The organism is Vibrio sp. B1FLJ16 (assembly GCF_905175385.1).
Classification (GTDB): domain Bacteria; phylum Pseudomonadota; class Gammaproteobacteria; order Enterobacterales; family Vibrionaceae; genus Vibrio.
This window is the reverse complement of sequence record NZ_HG992750.1, coordinates 917,524-936,115: the sequence shown is the minus strand read 5'-3', so window position 1 is coordinate 936,115 and position 18,592 is coordinate 917,524. Positions and strand designations below refer to the sequence as shown.

At 42.9% G+C, this 18,592-nt stretch carries 16 protein-coding genes; 7 read left to right on the top strand and 9 right to left on the bottom strand.

Annotation, left to right across the window (positions count from 1 at the left end; translation table 11 throughout):
- The first annotated feature begins 98 nt into the window (after positions 1-98).
- Complete coding sequence (locus KHN79_RS18185; RefSeq protein WP_182009296.1) at positions 99-2,021, top strand: EAL domain-containing protein; 1,923 nt, start codon at positions 99-101, stop codon at positions 2,019-2,021.
- Between the two features lie 123 nt (positions 2,022-2,144).
- Complete coding sequence (locus KHN79_RS18180; RefSeq protein ID WP_182009297.1) at positions 2,145-3,800, top strand: ABC-ATPase domain-containing protein; 1,656 nt, start codon at positions 2,145-2,147, stop codon at positions 3,798-3,800.
- Positions 3,801-4,025: 225 nt separating this feature from the next.
- On the opposite strand, the gene KHN79_RS18175 is transcribed toward KHN79_RS18180, so the two are convergent.
- Together KHN79_RS18175 and KHN79_RS18170 are read right to left on the bottom strand one after the other, a co-directional pair.
- Entirely contained in the window at positions 4,026-4,637 is a 612-nt protein-coding gene (locus tag KHN79_RS18175; protein WP_182009298.1) for a DNA-J related domain-containing protein, read from the bottom strand.
- 105 nt (positions 4,638-4,742) lie between these two features.
- The gene (locus KHN79_RS18170; protein ID WP_182009300.1) at positions 4,743-5,582 is read right to left on the bottom strand and encodes an isopenicillin N synthase family oxygenase; all 840 of its coding nucleotides are present in this window, start codon (positions 5,580-5,582) and stop codon (positions 4,743-4,745) included.
- Between the two features lie 279 nt (positions 5,583-5,861).
- Between KHN79_RS18170 and KHN79_RS18165 the strand changes: the two genes are divergently transcribed.
- Positions 5,862-6,458: a DUF2238 domain-containing protein gene (locus KHN79_RS18165; RefSeq protein WP_182009301.1), complete on the top strand. Its 597-nt coding sequence runs from the start codon at positions 5,862-5,864 to the stop codon at positions 6,456-6,458.
- Here the strand turns inward: KHN79_RS18165 and cutA are convergent.
- The 5 genes from cutA to KHN79_RS18140 all read right to left on the bottom strand — a co-directional run bounded on the left by cutA (position 6,420) and on the right by KHN79_RS18140 (position 9,452).
- Positions 6,420-6,752 carry a divalent-cation tolerance protein CutA gene (gene cutA, locus KHN79_RS18160; protein ID WP_182009302.1) on the bottom strand — a complete coding sequence of 111 codons (333 nt, stop codon included), beginning with the start codon at positions 6,750-6,752 and terminating at the stop codon, positions 6,420-6,422. The two genes, KHN79_RS18165 and cutA, sit on opposite strands and share 39 nt — an antisense overlap.
- Positions 6,753-6,761: 9 nt before the next feature.
- On the bottom strand, positions 6,762-7,013 hold the full coding sequence (locus tag KHN79_RS18155) for a hypothetical protein (RefSeq protein WP_182009303.1): 252 nt from the start codon (positions 7,011-7,013) through the stop codon (positions 6,762-6,764).
- On the bottom strand, positions 6,997-8,700 hold the full coding sequence (locus KHN79_RS18150; protein ID WP_182009305.1) for an SgrR family transcriptional regulator: 1,704 nt from the start codon (positions 8,698-8,700) through the stop codon (positions 6,997-6,999). Before KHN79_RS18150 ends, KHN79_RS18155 begins: the two co-directional genes overlap by 17 nt.
- 79 nt (positions 8,701-8,779) lie before the next feature.
- On the bottom strand, positions 8,780-9,013 hold the full coding sequence (locus KHN79_RS18145; RefSeq protein WP_182009307.1) for a DUF3389 domain-containing protein: 234 nt from the start codon (positions 9,011-9,013) through the stop codon (positions 8,780-8,782).
- A gap of 10 nt (positions 9,014-9,023) precedes the next feature.
- On the bottom strand, positions 9,024-9,452 hold the full coding sequence (locus KHN79_RS18140; RefSeq protein ID WP_182009309.1) for a hotdog fold thioesterase: 429 nt from the start codon (positions 9,450-9,452) through the stop codon (positions 9,024-9,026).
- Positions 9,453-9,619: 167 nt separating this feature from the next.
- On the opposite strand from KHN79_RS18140, the gene KHN79_RS18135 reads away from it, so the two are divergent.
- From KHN79_RS18135 to KHN79_RS18120, 4 genes are all read left to right on the top strand, one after another.
- Entirely contained in the window at positions 9,620-10,408 is a 789-nt protein-coding gene (locus KHN79_RS18135; RefSeq protein WP_182009310.1) for a M48 family metallopeptidase, read from the top strand.
- A 1,598-nt stretch (positions 10,409-12,006) separates the two neighbouring features.
- Positions 12,007-13,248 (top strand): outer membrane protein transport protein, encoded by a 1,242-nt coding sequence (locus tag KHN79_RS18130; RefSeq protein WP_182009311.1) that lies wholly within the window; start codon positions 12,007-12,009, stop codon positions 13,246-13,248.
- Between the two features lie 21 nt (positions 13,249-13,269).
- Complete coding sequence (locus KHN79_RS18125; RefSeq protein WP_182009312.1) at positions 13,270-15,678, top strand: VolA/Pla-1 family phospholipase; 2,409 nt, start codon at positions 13,270-13,272, stop codon at positions 15,676-15,678.
- A 342-nt stretch (positions 15,679-16,020) separates the two neighbouring features.
- Positions 16,021-16,578: an alkylphosphonate utilization protein gene (locus tag KHN79_RS18120; protein ID WP_182009313.1), complete on the top strand. Its 558-nt coding sequence runs from the start codon at positions 16,021-16,023 to the stop codon at positions 16,576-16,578.
- Positions 16,579-16,745: 167 nt separating this feature from the next.
- Here the strand turns inward: KHN79_RS18120 and KHN79_RS18115 are convergent, their stop codons facing one another.
- Complete coding sequence (locus KHN79_RS18115; protein WP_182009314.1) at positions 16,746-16,937, bottom strand: hypothetical protein; 192 nt, start codon at positions 16,935-16,937, stop codon at positions 16,746-16,748.
- 279 nt (positions 16,938-17,216) lie between these two features.
- A complete protein-coding gene (locus KHN79_RS18110; protein WP_182009315.1) occupies positions 17,217-18,236 on the bottom strand; it encodes a TerC/Alx family metal homeostasis membrane protein in 1,020 nt (339 codons plus the stop codon).
- Positions 18,237-18,592: the final 356 nt, after the last annotated feature.

Here is an 18,592-nt window from a genome sequence, read left to right as displayed (position 1 = left end):
TTTTGTTTCGCTCTGACCTCCTCCTATACTTAACGAGTATAAATAATGAAATAAAGCATCAGTTCACAGGATGTGAATCTACGGTAAAGGATGGCCTCATGGGGAAACTTCAAACCCTAAACTATAAAATCCCTGACTCTATGCAAAAAAGCTGGCAGGACATTGTCAATTTGCTCGCACAAATCGGCGAAGTGCCTGCTGCGCTCATCATACGCGCCCACCACGATCATCTAGAAGTTAATACTTCTAGTGACACAATTGATAATCCGTTTAAACCCGGCGATAAAGAAAACATTGGAAATGGCTTGTATTGTGAACATGTTATTCGCAGTAAACGGGGGCTGATTGTACCAAACGCGTCATCTGATAAATCGTGGCGTGACAATCCAGATGTAAAACTTGGCTTTATTTCATACTCTGGTCTTCCACTTTTCTGGCCAAATGGTGACACTTTTGGAACCATCTGTATGCTCGACAGACAAGCGAATGACTTCAATCAGACTTTTCGGCAACTGTTAGTAACGTTTAAAGACTCTATCGAAGCTCAACTCGCCGTTGTCTTTCAGCAGTACAAGTTATTGCGGAAAAACCACGAACTGCAAAATCGTGTTGAAAACCGCACTACCGACCTCGCCCAACTTAGCTTTTCACTCACCAAAGAAATTGACCGCAGAAAAGCTGCAGAAAAACAAGTCAATTATCAAAAAACACACGACCAAGGCACGGGATTTTTAAACCGCTCTGCTCTGGAGAATGTCGTTGAAAATGCAATACAATCTCTTGATGGCCATAAGCAATCGCTCATCGTTATAAATATTGGTTTCAGTAACGCGCGGAGTATACAGACTCGATTTGGCTTTGAAGCATTTGATGAAGTTCTTAAAGAATTCCATGACCGACTCGTTCAACAAGAATACGAACTTGTTACTGGTAGGCCTAGCTCAAATGATTTGGTGCTATTAATCGGTGGTGACGACGCGGATGACAAGTTAGAAAAATTGCTTGAAGAGATTACCGATATCAGCTTGGGTGATTTTTACATTAATACTACGAAAATTCATCTGCACTCTTATATTGGCGTCGTTAAAGCAAATCGAAACAGTGATGCAAAGCAACTCCTACAAAACGCTTGCTATGCCATGTTGCTCTGTAAGGAGTCCGGAGAGTCATATCGTTACTTTTTTGAGAATCAATCCAACGAACTCAACAACCATAATGAGTTGGAAGGATATTTACTGCAGGCAGTTCGCAATGACGACCTGATGCTCTATTTTCAACCTAAAGTGCACCCCCACACTCACAAATGGTCCGGAACAGAAGCGCTGCTTCGCTGGCGGCACCCCGTTTTAGGCGACGTATCCAATGAAGCATTGATTAGAATGGCGGAGCAGAACGGGCTAATATTTGAGGTTGGTTTATTTGTTCTTCGCAAAGCGATATCAAAGGCCAAGCAATGGTCAGAGCTCGTTAATAATTTCAAAGTTGCCGTTAACGTCTCCCCGATTCAACTGCAAAATGTGAATTTCGCTGAACAGGTTAGCTACCTGTTAGAAACCTTTCATCTTCCTGCCCAGTTATTAGAACTGGAAATTACAGAAAGTGCCTTAATCGCCAATGAGCTTGTCGCTTTAACAACGCTAAATAAGCTACATCAACTCGGTGTTACGCTGTCACTTGATGACTTTGGTACTGGCTTTGCGTCGTTTAGCTATTTGAAAAAATACCCGTTCGACGCCATAAAAATAGACAAGAGTTTTATTCAGCAACTGGAAAACTCAGACAATGACCGAGCTATCATTAGTTCAATCATACAGATAGCAAAAAAACTGGATTTACAAGTTGTAGCTGAAGGCGTTGAATCAGCATCCCAAGAGCGTTTTTTAGTTCAGGAAGGCTGCGACCTATTACAAGGATTCCTTTACGGAAAGCCTTTGCCTGGTAATGAGTTCGAACAAGGTTTACTTAATCAGCGTCCATTGGGTGGGCAGCTATTAAATTCACCTGAGCTCTTACCTAAATAAACATTGTCACTGGTGTTGGCCTAGTTATGTACGGTATTAAAAGCAAATGGCTATACTGCTTTACTCTCTCGACTGTGATTCCTATAATCGCCGCCCGCTTCTATTAAAAAGGCCAATATTTTCATGGATCAGCTAACTGCCGCCCTTAAGAAAATCGAAAAGCAGAACTACCGTGCTTACCAGACAATTAAAGGTCAGTATGACTTTAATGATTTCACACTGTTTATCGATCATGTTCAAGGCGACCCTTACGCATCAGCCTCTCGCCTAAGAGCGACCAGAGCATGGTCTTTAACGGGGCTTGAGTGGCTGAAAGATGAATCCCCGGCTTTCCAACGTGCGGCACGAGATTTTATTGCTCGTAGTTTTGAGCAGTTTGCCAAGCAGGAAAACTCGGTTTCAATTGCGCTTAGCGGACAAACGGTATTGGATAATACCGCCGTTCTCTTTACCGAAGAAGGCATCGAGCTACGCTTTAGAGTCAATCTTCCTGCAGAAGGTCGCTCCGTACTCGGCAAGAAAGCCAACAACATACTGACCTTCTATTTACCTAAGTTCATTCGTCGTGCAACGCTGGAACGAGAACTGGATAAAGAAGCGATGTTGAAGCACTGTCAGGTGATCGAAGATCAAGATGCACTTAGAGGCCAATTAGAAGCAAACAACTTAGTGGCATTCGTGGCGAACGGAAGTATTCTTCCTCGTATCGCGGGTAACTGTGATTTACCAATGAAAGACGCGGTTGAGTTTAAAGCACCAGCATCTCTTCAAGTCACTTTGCACGCCCCAAATAAGGGATACGTCAGTGGGCTAGGAATTCCAAAAGGTATCTCGTTGATCGTTGGTGGTGGTTTCCATGGTAAATCAACACTATTAAACGCGATCGAACGTTCTATCTATGATCACATCCCGGGAGATGGTCGCGAATATGTTGTTACTGACAACAAAGCGATCAAGATTCGAGCTGAAGATGGCCGCTGTGTTCATCACCTGAACTTATCGAATTACATCAATCATCTTCCTATGGGGAAAGATACTGCTGACTTTACGACTCAGGATGCATCCGGATCCACTTCTCAGGCGGCATGGTTGCAAGAGTCTATTGAAGCAGGCGCAACCTCTCTGCTTATTGACGAAGATACGTCTGCAACAAACTTTATGATTCGTGACGAGCGTATGCAGGCACTTGTTGCAAAAGGGGATGAGCCAATCACACCTCTTGTCGATCGTATCGGACAACTTCGTGATGAACTGGATATCTCAACCATCATTGTTATGGGCGGCTCTGGTGACTATCTTGACGTCGCTGACACCGTTATCCAAATGCATGACTACCAGGCAGTTGATGTGACGGAAAAAGCCAAACAGGTTATCGCCCAGCATCCTACTCAGCGACATAACGAGTCTGAAGAGGCACTGAAAACATTCCGTCCTCGAGCGCTAAATCGTGTCGCTTTGATGAACATACTTACCGACGGCAAGTTCCGCATAAATGCCAAAGGAAAAGACTCTCTGCGCTTCGGAAAAGAGTTTACTGATCTGGGAGCCCTGGAACAGTTGGAATCCGCAGATGAAGTCAATACCATAGGATGGCTATGGTTCCAGTTAGCACAACTTCCTGGTTGGTGTAACAATCCAGCGAAAGAGATCGAAGAAATGCTGGACGGCGAGTGGCATGCACCTTTACCAAAACAAGGTGACCTGGCTAAACCTCGTACTTTGGATGTGATGGCGGCGCTTAACCGTATGCGTAAATCTCAGTTCAAACCATCGCATTAAGTATTTAATACGTTGTTGTATCAAGGCAGCCTTTATAGGCTGCCTTTTTTATACCAATCACAGTAAATAAGTGTTCAGTAATAGCGTAGGAAAAATACTTGAGAACCAGGCAAACATTTTAGATAAGTAGTTATTCTACAATTAACTCACTTTGAAACGAAAAGTTAACGCAGTTATCGAGTATTTTAACAAGCTAGAATGACCAGTTATTTACTACGATTGGTATTAGTTTCGAAGCACGTTCCACGCTTCACAAAGCACCCTAAAACGTTCTGTGTTACCATTTTCGCGATCAGGATGCCAACGTAAAGCCAGTTTACGCCATTGCTTTCTGATTTCTCCGCGCGTTGCAGAGCTATCTAATTCAAAAAGAGCTAACGCTCTGGGCCTGTCTATTTCAGATGTAAAGTTTCCACCAATATAACGCTGGTAAGTTTGCCAAAACTCATTAAGCAACCTTTTCACCTCGTCTGCATTTGCTTCATAGTGACTCCAGTCTAAATAGTACTCGCGTAAAGGTTCGCTGACATCTATACCGTTACGTGGTAACCCATTCGGTTTTATAAGTGTAATGTTCATTGCATCGACGCTCAGCCAATGCTCCGGATAAACCGCCTCCTGCAGTTGGTATAATGCGTTCATGATAAGAAAGTTTCTCTTAAATAGGTCTTTCTCTGGAATCGCGTCAAATTGGTGTATATAGCCTTGCTCTCCTAGCTGACTCGCTAAAGTATGAACTTTCCAGCCTGTTGGTTGGGCTCTGAGGATTTCCAATATTGGCCAGACGAGAGGGTTTTCGATTTCATCACTTTTACACATAGCTCCTGACTGCGCCATTCACACTACCACCTATTTCTCAAACAACAATGACTGATAACTTCTACCATAAACCAAAAAAGGCCGATAGCGTAAAGCATCGGCCTTTGAACGAGGGCTAAATTTTTAGATTACGCCAAGTTCACGCAAACGTTCCATTAAATAGCTATGTGCAGTATAACGCTCTGAAAGAACTACATCCGGTTTTGGATGTAAGAACAGCGGCAGAGAAATACGTGACTTCTCCTGACGCCCACCAGTCGGGTTAATGACTCTGTGCGTAGTTGATGGGAAATAACCGCCTGATGCCTCTTGCAACATGTCACCAATATTGATGATCAAGTTGCCGAAATCACATGGTACATCAATCCACTCACCGTCTCTGCCCTTAACCTGTAAACCTGGCTCGTTAGCCGCTGGTAGCACAGTCAATAAGTTGATGTCTTCATGGGCGGCAGCGCGAATTGCTCCTGGTTCTTCTTCACCTGTCATTGGCGGGTAATGCAGAACACGAAGCAGAGTTTTCTGACTGTTATTGATCATTTCTGACAAAGCGATAGAAAACTTTTCCTGAACCTCTATTGGCGCATGTTGTTCAACCCAGCCTAACAACTCTTGAGCAAATGTATTTGCTCGTTCGTAGTATTCAAGGATCTCTGCTTTCAGTTGCTCTGGGATCTGTCCCCAAGGGTAAACATGAAAGTATTCCTTAATATCTTTCACGCTGTGCCCTTTTGCCACTTCAGATACTGAAGGAGGAAAGTAACCGTCTTGCGTATCTACATTAAAGTGAAATTCGTTTTTCTTCTCTGAGTAGAAAAACTCTTGCCAGTTTTTATAAATTGATTCCACCAGCTCTTTGGGAATCGGATGGTTCTTCAGAACACCAAACCCAGTTTCACGGAGCGATGCAACAAACTGCTGGGCAGCATCATCAGCAAGGTAATCGACAGTTTCCAGTTTCATGACTTTACTTCTTTTTTATTAGAATGAGCGTGGGATTCTATGGACGGACATGTTGTAAATCAAACTTTAATGAAATGTGTACGCCATAATGGTTTAATGTTGAGCATTATGTTCATTATTCAACACTAATAGTTATCATTAGTTTCAAAAAACAAACAATTGCACGGCGTTCAATTAAGTGCAATGATGTTTATCTCTAGTTGAACAACACATCCTAGTTCGAATTTTCGTAACAAGTTAAATTTCAGTAAGAAACTAATTGAAGGATCGAATACATTGATGAAAAGTACTTCTACTCTGTTAGGTCTGACGATCTTTTATGCCGTCGTTTTCTTGTTCTCAGCCCTGGAACCAAACTCTAGAGCGGTTTGGTTTGCTGAGATCTTCCCTGCAATTGGTATCCTTATATCGATATGGATCATTTCAAATCGATATCAGTTCAGCAACACCGCTTACGTTCTCATGTTTGTCTGGCTCTGCCTGCATACCATTGGAGCAAAATATACCTTTGCCGACGTTCCCTTTGACTGGTTCAACGACTTGATTGGTTCTGAACGGAACAATTTTGATCGGGTGGCGCACTTCGCAATCGGCTTATACGCCTACCCAATTGCAGAGTATCTGATTGGTAAAAAGAAATTTAACGTTAAGTTTTCCTGCTGGTTTGCTTTATTTGCCATTATGGCGCTAGCCGCAAGCTATGAGATCATTGAATGGTGGTATGCGGCACTCGCTGGTGGCGATGAAGGAATCGCATTTCTGGGCTCCCAGGGTGATATATGGGACGCCCAGAAAGACATGCTATGTGATACTACAGGGGCAATCGTGTCTCTGCTTTTAATGTCGGCTCAACGTCGACTCGCGAATCCATTCTAAATACGGATTAAACCCGTCCACTATTGGAACTTGCACGATTTGAGGGACTTCATAATCGTGCAATTCCTCAATTTTTTCTTCTACTAACTCGTAAAGGTCACGACGCGTCTTAATGACCAAAAGCCACTCAGAGTCATTACAGATTTCCCCTTTCCAGACATAGTGACTGTCGATTTGCATTGTCTGAATACATGCCGCCAACTTTGCATCTAAAAGCCCCTTAATGATCTTATCTCGGTTCTTTTCATTACCAGTGGTACTTAACACTACACAGTAATCTTTCCTTTTCGCCATTATTTCCCCCTACTTCATGGTTACTTTACCGCCAATCATCTTATAAGCGGGCGTTCCTCTGACTAACGTTTCTCTCGCAAACTCCTGGTTGCATTCGGGACACATACAAGGCGTCTGGGTGAAGTCATCTACGATTCGCTCTTTAAAACATTTGACCAGCGCACCTTTGCCACCTTTACGATATTTAAACAGTTGGGTTTTACATTTAGCACAATAGATCCCGACGGTTTTCGTCGGCTGTTTTTTATTCGGTTTCGCCATTTTTAATATCAGGTTTTACCCATACGTTACTGAAATCGAACCAACCCAATGCATTACATTTCGCATTTTGTAATGCACCACTGTGATCTTTGTTTACGCCGAGCCAGCAATGAAACATCGGAATCACCTGGCAACTTTTTACTAATTGTCGTCCTAACTCTCGTGCAGGAAACTCTGGATATGCTCCGGCACGCCACTGATCGACAAGCGCTGCCCATTCGGAAAAGTCATGACCAGAGCTAAATGTCTCGATATCACTATAGTCTAGTAACCAACCGGCAAGAGCATCATTTCTGTTCGTTGCAATGCCCATCGCTTTTACCCAGATATCTACTTCGGAAGGCTCAGGCGGTTGGTTGTCATATCGAATGAACTCGACCTCTACGTCATGGGGTTTCAAGAGATTTTTAATCGCTTTAGCGATGACCGGAAACATCGGATGTTTCTTCTGGTATGCCACGGATAAAGTCTTGCCTTGTTGCGGGACAACACCAGTCTGCGTTGGTCTCAAATCAATCCAGCCAGGTTTGATACCAAAGGCCTGCAAAACGCCAAGCTCTATTAACTTATCTTGTGGTACATGAGCGTATATCTGATGACTGTTGAGCGTTTGACTAAGAAATTCTGCCCAGCGAGGATCTTTGGCAATACCTGTATTTTTGTTTAGTAACAAGAAGGTACAACCAGGATCGAGCTCAACTTCGTCAGACGAAGCATGTTTATCCATTTGAGGTTTAGACAGGCTTGGATAAACCATCGATGAATAGGCTTCATCAATCACCCATACTTCTACCTGATCCAATAACGGTCTGAATCCGAAATAACCATCAAACGCCGTTAATATAAGGCGTTTTTCATCATTCATCTTAACCTGAAAAGGACCGGTACCAATCGGCATTGTATCGAACTCTTCTGAGCGTGACGCTTTGGGCAAGAGGATCTTTGCCTGCGACTCACTCAGAGCTAAAGGTAAATAACGATCGGGACGCATAAGTTCAATATCAATGGTCCAGGGTAGCGGTGAAGAGACTTTCGCGATATGCGAGAATAAATTAAGACTACTGAGGGCCTGAAGACTTTCTAGAACACAATCGGTTGTCAGCGGTTCGCCATTGTGGAAGCGTACCCCACGGCGTAAATAGAAACGCCAATGTGTTTCGCTTATCGATTCCCAGGTATGGGCCAAGTCGGGTTTGAGCTGTTCATGCTCATCAAGACGAGTCAGTCCGCTGAAGACTTGCCTTGCGATATGTTGCTCTGAACGACGCATTGGCTTTTGAGGGTTGAGCATCGCTAATGGTCGGTAATATGGCAAACGGATAACCTGTTCACCCTGGCGGTGCTGGAGCCCGAGATAACCTTGAATCACCTGAGTGAGTCGCGTTGCATCATTATCCAGTGCTTCCAGTGCCTGACCAATTTTTCCTTCATCCAAATAGCGTCTGGCGAGATTTTCACTCACGTCATTGCGGTTTCGCTTAAACACCAGTTTAGAGAGCTTTCCGCGCCCTGCTGCCGGATGCCACTCAATCCAGCCTTCCTCTTCTAATTTATTAAGGACGATACGGGCATTTCGCCTAGTGCAAAAAAGCGTTTCAGTGATGTCTTCAAGCTGAACGTCTGAATCATTACCGGCAAATTTCTCGAAAAGGGTTTCAAACTGAACACGTAGGCGTGGGCTACTCATAAAGAGGAAAATCTTATCTGGATAACAATAAGACAAGTTTCCTCATTTTTATAAGAAAGTGCAAATTAAGAAAGGTAATTTATTGAATATCTAGACCAATTTCTTGTGAAAGTTGCTTAAGTTGATCCTCATTATCGAGCTTAACAGACCACTTACACTCAGCGCCGTGAGACAGAACCACGTTTGCCCCTCTTCCGAGCAATTGAATAGCATCGGTCTGAGCCTGAAGCGTAACCATGGAATCGCCGGTTAATTTTATGACAATTTCACGTTGGGTAGCGATGATTTTGCCCAGCGAAAATTCAATAACCATCAGTCTGTACTCACTGAGCTTTCTGTTGCTTTACAGCGATCGTTAAACGACTGGTGCAAACCAGGCGATCACGCTCATCAGTAATGTTGATCTGCCACACCTGAGTCGAAATACCTAAATGTATTGGTTTAGCGGTGCCGATAACATAACCACTACGCATCGCTCTAACATGGTTTGCATTGATATCAAGACCGACGCAGTAGCTCCCTTCACTTACACAAAAGTTTGCTGCTATTGAACCTAGCGTTTCAGCCAGTACTACTGAAGCGCCACCATGTAGCATGCCTAAAGGCTGGTGGGTAAAACTGCATACAGGCATAGTCGCGCTGATTGAGTCTTCCGTGAAGTTGGTATATTCAATTTGTAGATGCTCCATCATAGTATTTTTTGACGTAGCGTTGAGTATCTCTACACTGATCGGCTTTTTCCAAATGCTCATTTTTTGCTCTTATTCTTAAATGTTAATAATTATGGATTAGGATTTCTTAGCATAAGCTTTATTACCCGTTAACTTCAAGGTATGACCAAAGCAAGATGCTCTTTAATAAGAAATAATTACGTATATACTATTGTCTCAAAACATAAATTGAACACGTGGAACCAATCATGAAGGTATGGATAAAAGCTTCTTCTCTTTTAGCCGTCGCAGGTTTGACAGCTTGTAGTGCATCTCCTACTGGCCGTAATCAACTCTTAATGTTTTCTGACCAGGAAATGTCTTCACTCGGTGCGAAATCCTTCGACCAGATGAAGAAAGACACCCCTGTCAGTAAAGATAGAAAGATCAACGCCTACGTTCAATGCGTAGCTAAACACGTCACTGATGTTATTCCACAACAAGCTGGATTCCAAAGCTGGGAAGTCGTCGTATTCGATAGTGAACAGGTCAATGCTTTTGCTCTGCCTGGGGGTAAAATTGGCGTGTACACCGGCCTTCTTGGTGTTGCTAAAAACCAAGATCAATTGGCGACCGTTATTGGTCACGAGGTTGCACACGTGCTTGTAGAGCACAGCAATGAGCGACTTTCTCAAAGCCAATTGGCAAATGCTGGTTTAACCTTGGCCAACGTTGCAATCAGTGCATCTGAATACAAACAGTATCAAGAACTTACAATGGCCGCTTTGGGCGTCGGTGTTCAGTATGGTGTAATCATGCCTTACGGAAGAACTCAAGAATCAGAAGCCGATATTGTTGGTTTGGGCTACATGGCTAAAGCCGGTTTCGATCCAAACCAGAGTATCGATTTGTGGAAAAACATGAGTGCCGCATCCGGCGGAAATCAACCACCTGAGTTTTTCTCGACACACCCTTCACACAGTACTCGTATTAAAGATTTACAAGCGACAATTAATAAACTGCCGAGCTACAACGTAAAAGCACCTAAATGTGGTTAAGCATTGCTCAGCAAAACCTTATGAATGACAGTTAACAAAGCCTACCACTGTCTCCCTCAGGTTCGAAAAGAGAGGAAGGGTTCCCTATCCTCTCTTCTACACGAACTATCGTATACTCACTCTCTGATGATACTAACTTCACTGTTAGTTGCATGCCTTATCTTCATATCCGGAGATTGGAGGTATACATCTATGTTATTAGAAGTTAAAAGATCTGGCTCACTGAACTGATTCTGATTTCCCCTTAGGTCAGGATGAGTATGCGCGATTGCATGCATTTTGCAGCGTCCCTTAACAACAGGAAAAAAAGGATTATATAACCCGCTAGTATAATAGTTTGTATGCATATATTTATCTTTGCACTTCAAAATCAGGCCAATAATTTCATTTCTTGTGGGCATTAGCTCTAATATTTTGTCTGAATGACTATCGTAAAATGCTATAGCGGCTTCATGCTGTGAGTTATATTCAGACTGAATTGAAGTAAACTCAACATCAGGTATGTTACTGGATGCACACCCGCTAAGAATGCCACAAAAGGCGGCAGTAAAAATACTTCTCATAAATTGTTTTTATATTAATTCTTGGCGCAAAATGGATGAATAGACGCGCCATTAAATAGTTTTAATTGGGTCGCGAATTTTAACAATGTAAGGGGTGTGGTAAAGGCTAATTTACTTATTTTGGAACCATTGTCCTGCTTAGAAAAACGGCCATATGAGCCAAGTTTTATTAGTAAAAACAACCAGTAATGTCGACTAGAAAATAACCATACAGCCGCATAAGAACAATACTACACATTAAAGATACAACTCCTTATTAGAGACTGTAAAAAATGCGTAGTATTGAAGGTATTGTTGAAGAGATAAATATTACAAAAACAAAAGAATAAAGAAATTATCTGACATTAACTGGCCATTATTTCACCATCAAGGAATATCAGTTGGAGGATGATTACCCTAATCTCTAATCGGAAATAGTTTTTATAAGTTTCAGGAAAACGAGTTTAATAAAAAATATGAAACTAATTTAACTTATACCATTACGATCTTGTTCCACTGAATTTACTTTTCCTGCTTCATGTAGCGTCCTAATTCACTCCACTCGCTACGTTTGACGAGCTTTCTGTGTTCCTAAGCTTTTAACTAAGGAACTTTCCAGCTTCGTTAAATAACGCCAAGACAAAAGCCTAGCTGAGACGCAGAAGTCTTCCTCTCTTCAACTGTTTAAAACAATACCAACCCTTAAGTACCCACATCGCCTTACTGATTAGTCAATGCGACACAAAGCAAGCAAAGATTAAATAAATTTTCTGGATTGTCGTTTTAAACAATCTTTAGCCATTACCTTGCTAAAACGGTTCTGGTCTTACCAACAGCTGAGAAAATATACCTTTAATACAGTACGTTACCAACAAGCCTTTGACCTAGGCAGCAAATTTTCAAAACAAAACTCGAACAATCTTTGACAATTAATTAAACATACGTTTAACATTGCATTTACAAAATACACATTACCAATAACAAGAACTGGTCTAATCACCATAGAAAAATTACAAGGACTTCGGTCTAGATAAGGACACCCTAGGAGGGTCAAGGATGAACAAGAAGCACTGCTCTCTGCTTACAATTTCAATAATGTTTGCATGTAATGCCCATTCGGCAGGTTTTCAGGTCGTTGAGCATTCAGCGTCTGGACTCGGTAGAGCATTTTCCGGCGAAGCTGCCGTTGCAGATAATGCCGCTGTACTGGCACGAAATCCTGCGGCAATGACACTTTTCGACCAAGCACAGTTTTCAGGCGCTATCAGCTTTATTGATCCTGAAGTTAATATTTATGACACTTTTCATGATGAACACTCAGACGATATAGCGCCATTAGCATTTGTACCTGCCAGTTACTACGTAAGCCCTATTAATGATCAGTTCGCCTGGGGTATCGGTATGTTTACCACTTACGGTGTAGCGACGGATTACCCAGATGACATTTCAGCTGGTGATTTAGCCGGTTACACCTCTCTGATGTCTGTCAGCATCAACCCTAACCTTGCGTACCGCATCAATGATGCATTTAGTATCGCGGGCGGTCTCAGTCTGGTTTATGCCGAAGCAGAACTGGATCGCAATAAAGGTTCCCTTGCCCCATTATTTGGCCCTGGCAGTAAAACGTCAGACAAACTGATTGGTATGAAGGACGAGACATTTGCCTGGGGGTGGAACGTAGGCGCACTTTACGAAGTTAACGAATCCAACCGCTTTGGTTTCGGATACCGTTCTAAAATCGACCTTGATTTTGATGAAGGTGAATTTAGTAGCTACGACTCAGGAATCGCATCAGCCGCTAAAGTTGAAGGACGTATTAAAATCCATCTTCCACAAATTTTCGAACTTTCAGGTTTTCACCAGGTAAACAAACAGTGGGCATTTCACTACAGCTGGATGCTGACTAACTGGAGTGAGTTTACAGAGCTGCGCGCAACCAGTAACCAATGTAATGACGGTATATGCTTCTCAAAACAAGAACACTATGAAGACAACAACCGCTATGCCGTTGGTGCAACTTACACTCTGAACAGTGACTGGACATTCCGTGCAGGTGTGGCTTATGACGAACAGGCAGGTAAGCCGACTTTAAGTATCCCTGATACTGATCGTTACTGGTATAGCACTGGCTTAACTTACACGTGGAGCGATAGTCTGACATTTGATGCAGGTTTTGCATTAGTTCACTGTGACGATATTTCTTTCAGCGAAGTCAACGCATCAGGTCAGGAAATTACGTTTGATTCCGACGGTGTCGCGTACATCACTTCATTACAGATGAATTACACCTTCAACTAGTAGGTTTAACGGAGTAAACCAATGAAACATACTTTTAAATTATCACTGCTTTGTTCTGCGATCCTACTTGCTGGCTGTGGCGACGAATCGGGAAGCAGAGGCGCTTCTGCACAGGTAGGTTTTGAAACTGGTGTTCAAGCCCTGCTCGATCGACAAACATCAATTAAGTTTGTACTTCAAGGTTCGAATGCAACTGTCCCTGCCCCGTCTTACCTGTTAATGGATTCGTCTGATGGTACTTTAGGTTTACCCACTGGCGGCGATGACTCGCTTACCAACCCAAGAGCAGCAATGAATACAATGGATGGCTGGTCTACATCTATGCCTATCGTGTTGGATTTCGACGGTGCCGGATTTGCGACGGGAATGTTGTCATCAGGCGTTAAAGTCATCAAAATCAATACTCGTCTGACGGATTGGGACGGAGCAAGCAACCCAGTTGAAGAAATACTCACACTTGGCACTGATTTCAAGGTTGTAGCAAACGGCAATTCACTTTACATCCAATTTAAGGATGCTTTGGATGAATCCAGCGAATATATCTTTGCTGTAACCCAAGATATAACCGATATAAATGGCGACCCGATTGGAACTTCATCAAATTACGCGATCGCGAAAAGTAAAGAAGTCGTTTATGAAACCGGTGATCTTGCTAGCGTTCAGGCCGTAACAACAGCAGTTGAAGGTATCTTCGGCTTAGCTGGTGTCAGCTCAGAAGATATCGTCTATTCATCCTGGTTTAGCACTCAATCTGTGGGTGACACTCTTGCGGCAGTCAAAGGAGTAACCGCCACTGGTTTCTCGACTGGCGCAAACACGCTTAACGACGTGTATAAAGCGGATTCAAGTGATGACTCGGTTGATCTTTCAGCCGCTTATACCATGACATTCGGTACAACACAGGATTTCTTGACTGCTCTGGACAGTGATGAAGACTTTAATCAATACGTGAGTGATCTGGATGCTGCAAAAACGGCCATTAAAGGTCTTTACGGTGCTTCAGGCGCTGGCGTTAATGTAACTCAAGGTGCGGTAAAACTGCCGTACTACCTTGAAAAAGACGCCGATTGGAATATGCAGCCTATGGTTTCTGCAATGCCAAGCCTTGCAAAAATCAGTGCAGCATTGTCCGATTCAAATGAACAAGCGAATATGGTTCAGCAGCTTTCTACCGGCGTTTTCGCAGAAAATCCTGTTGATATTGCTAAATTAGCGACCGATCCGACTGAGCAATTGAAACTGGTTGGCTCTAAGCTATACCTCACAGATGGGAGCCAGCTGGATAGCGAACGAATTATCACCCGTTACTCTCCGGTTCCTGCAGTTAAGTCGCTTGAGGAAGTCGAATTTCTACTGTTTACACCACAATCAGGGGTTGCAACAGACGTTGTGGTTTATCAACACGGGATTACTTCATCTAAAGAAACGGCTTATGCATTCGCATACAACATGGTCAAAGAAGGTGTTGCCGTAATTGCAATTGACTTACCAATCCACGGTACACGCAGCCTGGATGAACAACGTTCAGCAAATGCGAATGTACTTGCCTATTTGAACTTGTCTAATCTGGCAGTAGCACGTGACAACCTTCGTCAAAGTGTGCTGGACGTGTTAGGTCTTCGAGCTAGCTTGGTCGTCTCTGCACAAGGTGGACTTCTTACTGATAGCCCACTACAAGGATTCAATCCACTCGGAGGTTCACAAGTTAAAATGCTTGGACACTCTCTGGGTGGTATCGTAGGTACTTCCGCAGTTGCAGCAGCAAACAATTCATTAGGAAGTCCGACCGCGGATGCGCTTTACACATTTAGCGCAGCCTCGATCCATAACTCTGGCGGTCAGATTGGCAACTTGTTGCTAGGTTCTGAGGAGTTCGGCCCACAGATTAAGCACAATCTAGCCTATGCAGCTTCTACAGATTACGCTTCATTTGCAGGCGCACAATGTACAGATTTGGATGCTAAATCCTGTTTTGAAACCTTTGAAGGCCTGGCAACTCCAGAGCAACTTGCTGCACTAAGTTCTGGTTTCTCTCAGTTCATCTATGCGGCGCAGACAACACTCGACACGGTAGATCCATTTACTAATGCTAGTGATTTAGTTGCATCAGGCACACTGTCTACTCCGTTCTTTATGACAGAGGTGGATGGTGACTCTGTCGTACCAAATAGCGTTGACGGTGCCCCGTTCGCAGGTACAGAGGCACTTGCAGCTAAACTTGGTTTAGCAGAAGTAGATAGCTCAAGCACATCTGTGTCACCTACAGCGAGCTTTGTTCAGTTTGGCGCGCCAGCAACGCACAGCACGTTTGCATCACCAGCTGGCACACTCGCTGACTACGATCACCATGTTGAAATGCAAACTGCAAACGCAGATTTCCTGATAGACAATGCGCTATCGGGTGTATCTAACACGTCTGTTCTTAAATAGTCGCTTAGTCTATCAACATTTTAAAAGCTCAGCTTCGGCTGAGCTTTTTACGTTCCTAAGCTACGACACACTGCTACTTTCCAGCCAATTGTGCATCTTGAAGTCATTTACGACTCTACCTAAACTCATTGTGTCAGTTAAGTGAAAAATGATTCATATCTAATAGTAATTAAGCATAGTTTTTATATTCTAAAAACTATTTTATTAGCCGATATTTTACAACTTCTCTTGTTTCAGGTTGGAATATTGTAAAATACCCGGCTTAATCCCCTAACACCCTTTTATTTATCAGGATAAAGTGGATAATACCGCCACAAAATAACATTACTAAGGTGAGTCCTTATGTCTATCGAAACTACTTTGCTTGCACGCTGCGAGTCGAAATGTGAACTATGTTCATCTGAATCTCAATTAACTGCTTACGCGGTGCCACCACACGGTAATGTAACAGTTGATACAGCTATTATGGTTTGTGACAAATGCCTGAGCGAGATCGATGAACCTAAAGACATTAACCACTGGCGCTGTCTGAATGACAGCATGTGGAGCCAGGTACCAGCAGTACAAGTCACTGCATGGCGCCAGCTTACTCGCCTGAATACTGAAAGCTGGGCTCAGGACGCTCTTGACATGATGTACATGGAAGAAGAGCAAATGAACTGGGCGATGAAAGGCATGTCAGCAGATGACAAAACTGTAGACTGCAACGGCACTGAGCTAAAAAAAGGTGACGACGTAACAGTCATCAAAGACCTTCCTGTTAAAGGTACAAACCAAGTGATTAAACAAGGTACTGTTATCCGTGGTATTAGCCTTGGTGATGATCCTAAGCTTGTTTCTGGTAAGGCGAATGGCGGTCAGTCAATGTACGTAATCGCTGAATACTGCCGTAAGAAGTAGTTCACATACATTAGTGACTAAACAGGGTTCCAATCGGAACCCTGTTTTTATTTCTGGATGCTTAATACATTCATTGCGATCTTTGCGATATGAGAGGCTGAGCATTTTACAAATACTAAAAAGCCAGCAAGGTAGCTGGCTTTCTTCATCTGCAGTATTCATTAAGATTAACGATACATACCGATATCTTTCTGAACGTGAACTGATAGTTCTTCTGCGTAGTAACCGCGCGGAGCAGAGTTATCTACAAAAAGAATATCCATTAAGTGTGCAATCAATCCTTTGAAGTTAACCGAATAGGTTCTCTTATCCATAGAGGTTGGTAAAGCTACATTTGTCATTTGCATTGCTTGAGCCATGATTGCCTCTCTTTAAAAGCAGTAATAGGTTTTGTTGGGTTAATAATAGTCACCTAATTTCAGTTTAAAAAATGACAAAATTTACCCATTCAGATTACTTTTACTAATAAAACAAACCATTTACATTACAATGCAATAAAAATCACCTCTAGGTGAATATTTATTCTAAATTAGTCTTTTTAGGATGAATAACTTACAGTTAGGCATATAACACCCACCTTCAAAGCAACATTTCATTAACTAAAATTTATTCGATTACGGTCTAATTCTGATGCCTAGCTAATATTTTTGATTAGTAATATTAACGCTAGATACTCTGTTGTCTTTACTCTTATAGACTGAAGCCATAACTGCAGTAAACATAACCACAACTAGAAATGTAAGCGACCAAACCGTAGGTATTTCATACTGCGTGCCGACCAATAACATCTTCACACCAATAAATGTCATGATCACTGACAAAGCGGGTTTCAGGTATAAGAACTTATCCAGCATCGCTTGTAATACAAAATACAAAGACCGTAACCCAAGTAAAGCAAATACATTAGCTGCCAGAACCAAAAACGGTTCGCGAGTGACCGCGAAAATAGCAGGAATTGAATCTAGGGCAAACATCACATCCATCACCGCGATAACGCCCACGACAATCAACATCGGTGTCGCAATGTACTTTCCTGCCTGTTTGACTAAGATGGATTTCCCCTGGTAATCATCAGTAACAGGAACAAGCTTCCGGATTATCTTTTCCGGGTACGGATTAACCTCTTCCTCCTCACCTTTATCCACCGCGAGTTGAATACCAGTCCAAATCAGGAAAGCGGCAAACAGATATAACACCCAGTGGTATTGCGCCAGTAACTGCGCCCCAATCGTGATCATGACAGCACGTAATAATAAAGCGCCGATAACCCCATAGAGCAGTGCTCTGGGGCGGAGATGCTCAGGCACTTTGTATTGGGCAAATATGATAGCGAACACAAAAAGGTTATCAACGCTGAGCGACTTTTCCAGCAGATAACCCGTGACGAACGCCACCGTAGCGCTTTCATTCGAGTAATCACTGTGAGGAGTGTAAAAATCCCAGTAAAAATAGATGGCTCCTGCAAAAACAAAAGCGAGCAAGAACCAGAACAAACTCCATACAATAGCCTTTCTCATCGTGATGACACCACCTCGCGTTTGATATATATCGAGAGCAACGAAAAACAGTGTGATCAGGCCGAAAGCCGCGTACATGGTGAGTGAATCTTGAAACAGAACAGATTGGCTTAACTGAGTGGTGTTTTCTATCAGAGACATGCTTCCTCCTGCGCGGAAGAAACACTAGTTTGGTGACCTTCCGCATACAATTAAAACCAGCAATCACACATGTGCCTGCTAGTTACTGAATGCGTTGGTCTCGTTGAAGTGCCTTGCCTGAATAGACAAAAGAGACACCTTTACTTACCGGATAAGCGACTGCTTAACGAGATGACGATAAGTAAACTTGCGCTAACTACTCCCCAAACATGGCAATAATACGCCGAAGATTTCTTGTTTCCAACAAAGATTTGTTATCGATAGATTGAGTAAATTTTAGGGCGTCAGAACAATCGATCGGATAAATATCAGGAGAGAAAGGAGCACAGTATGCCCCACTTCTCATTGTCTTATAT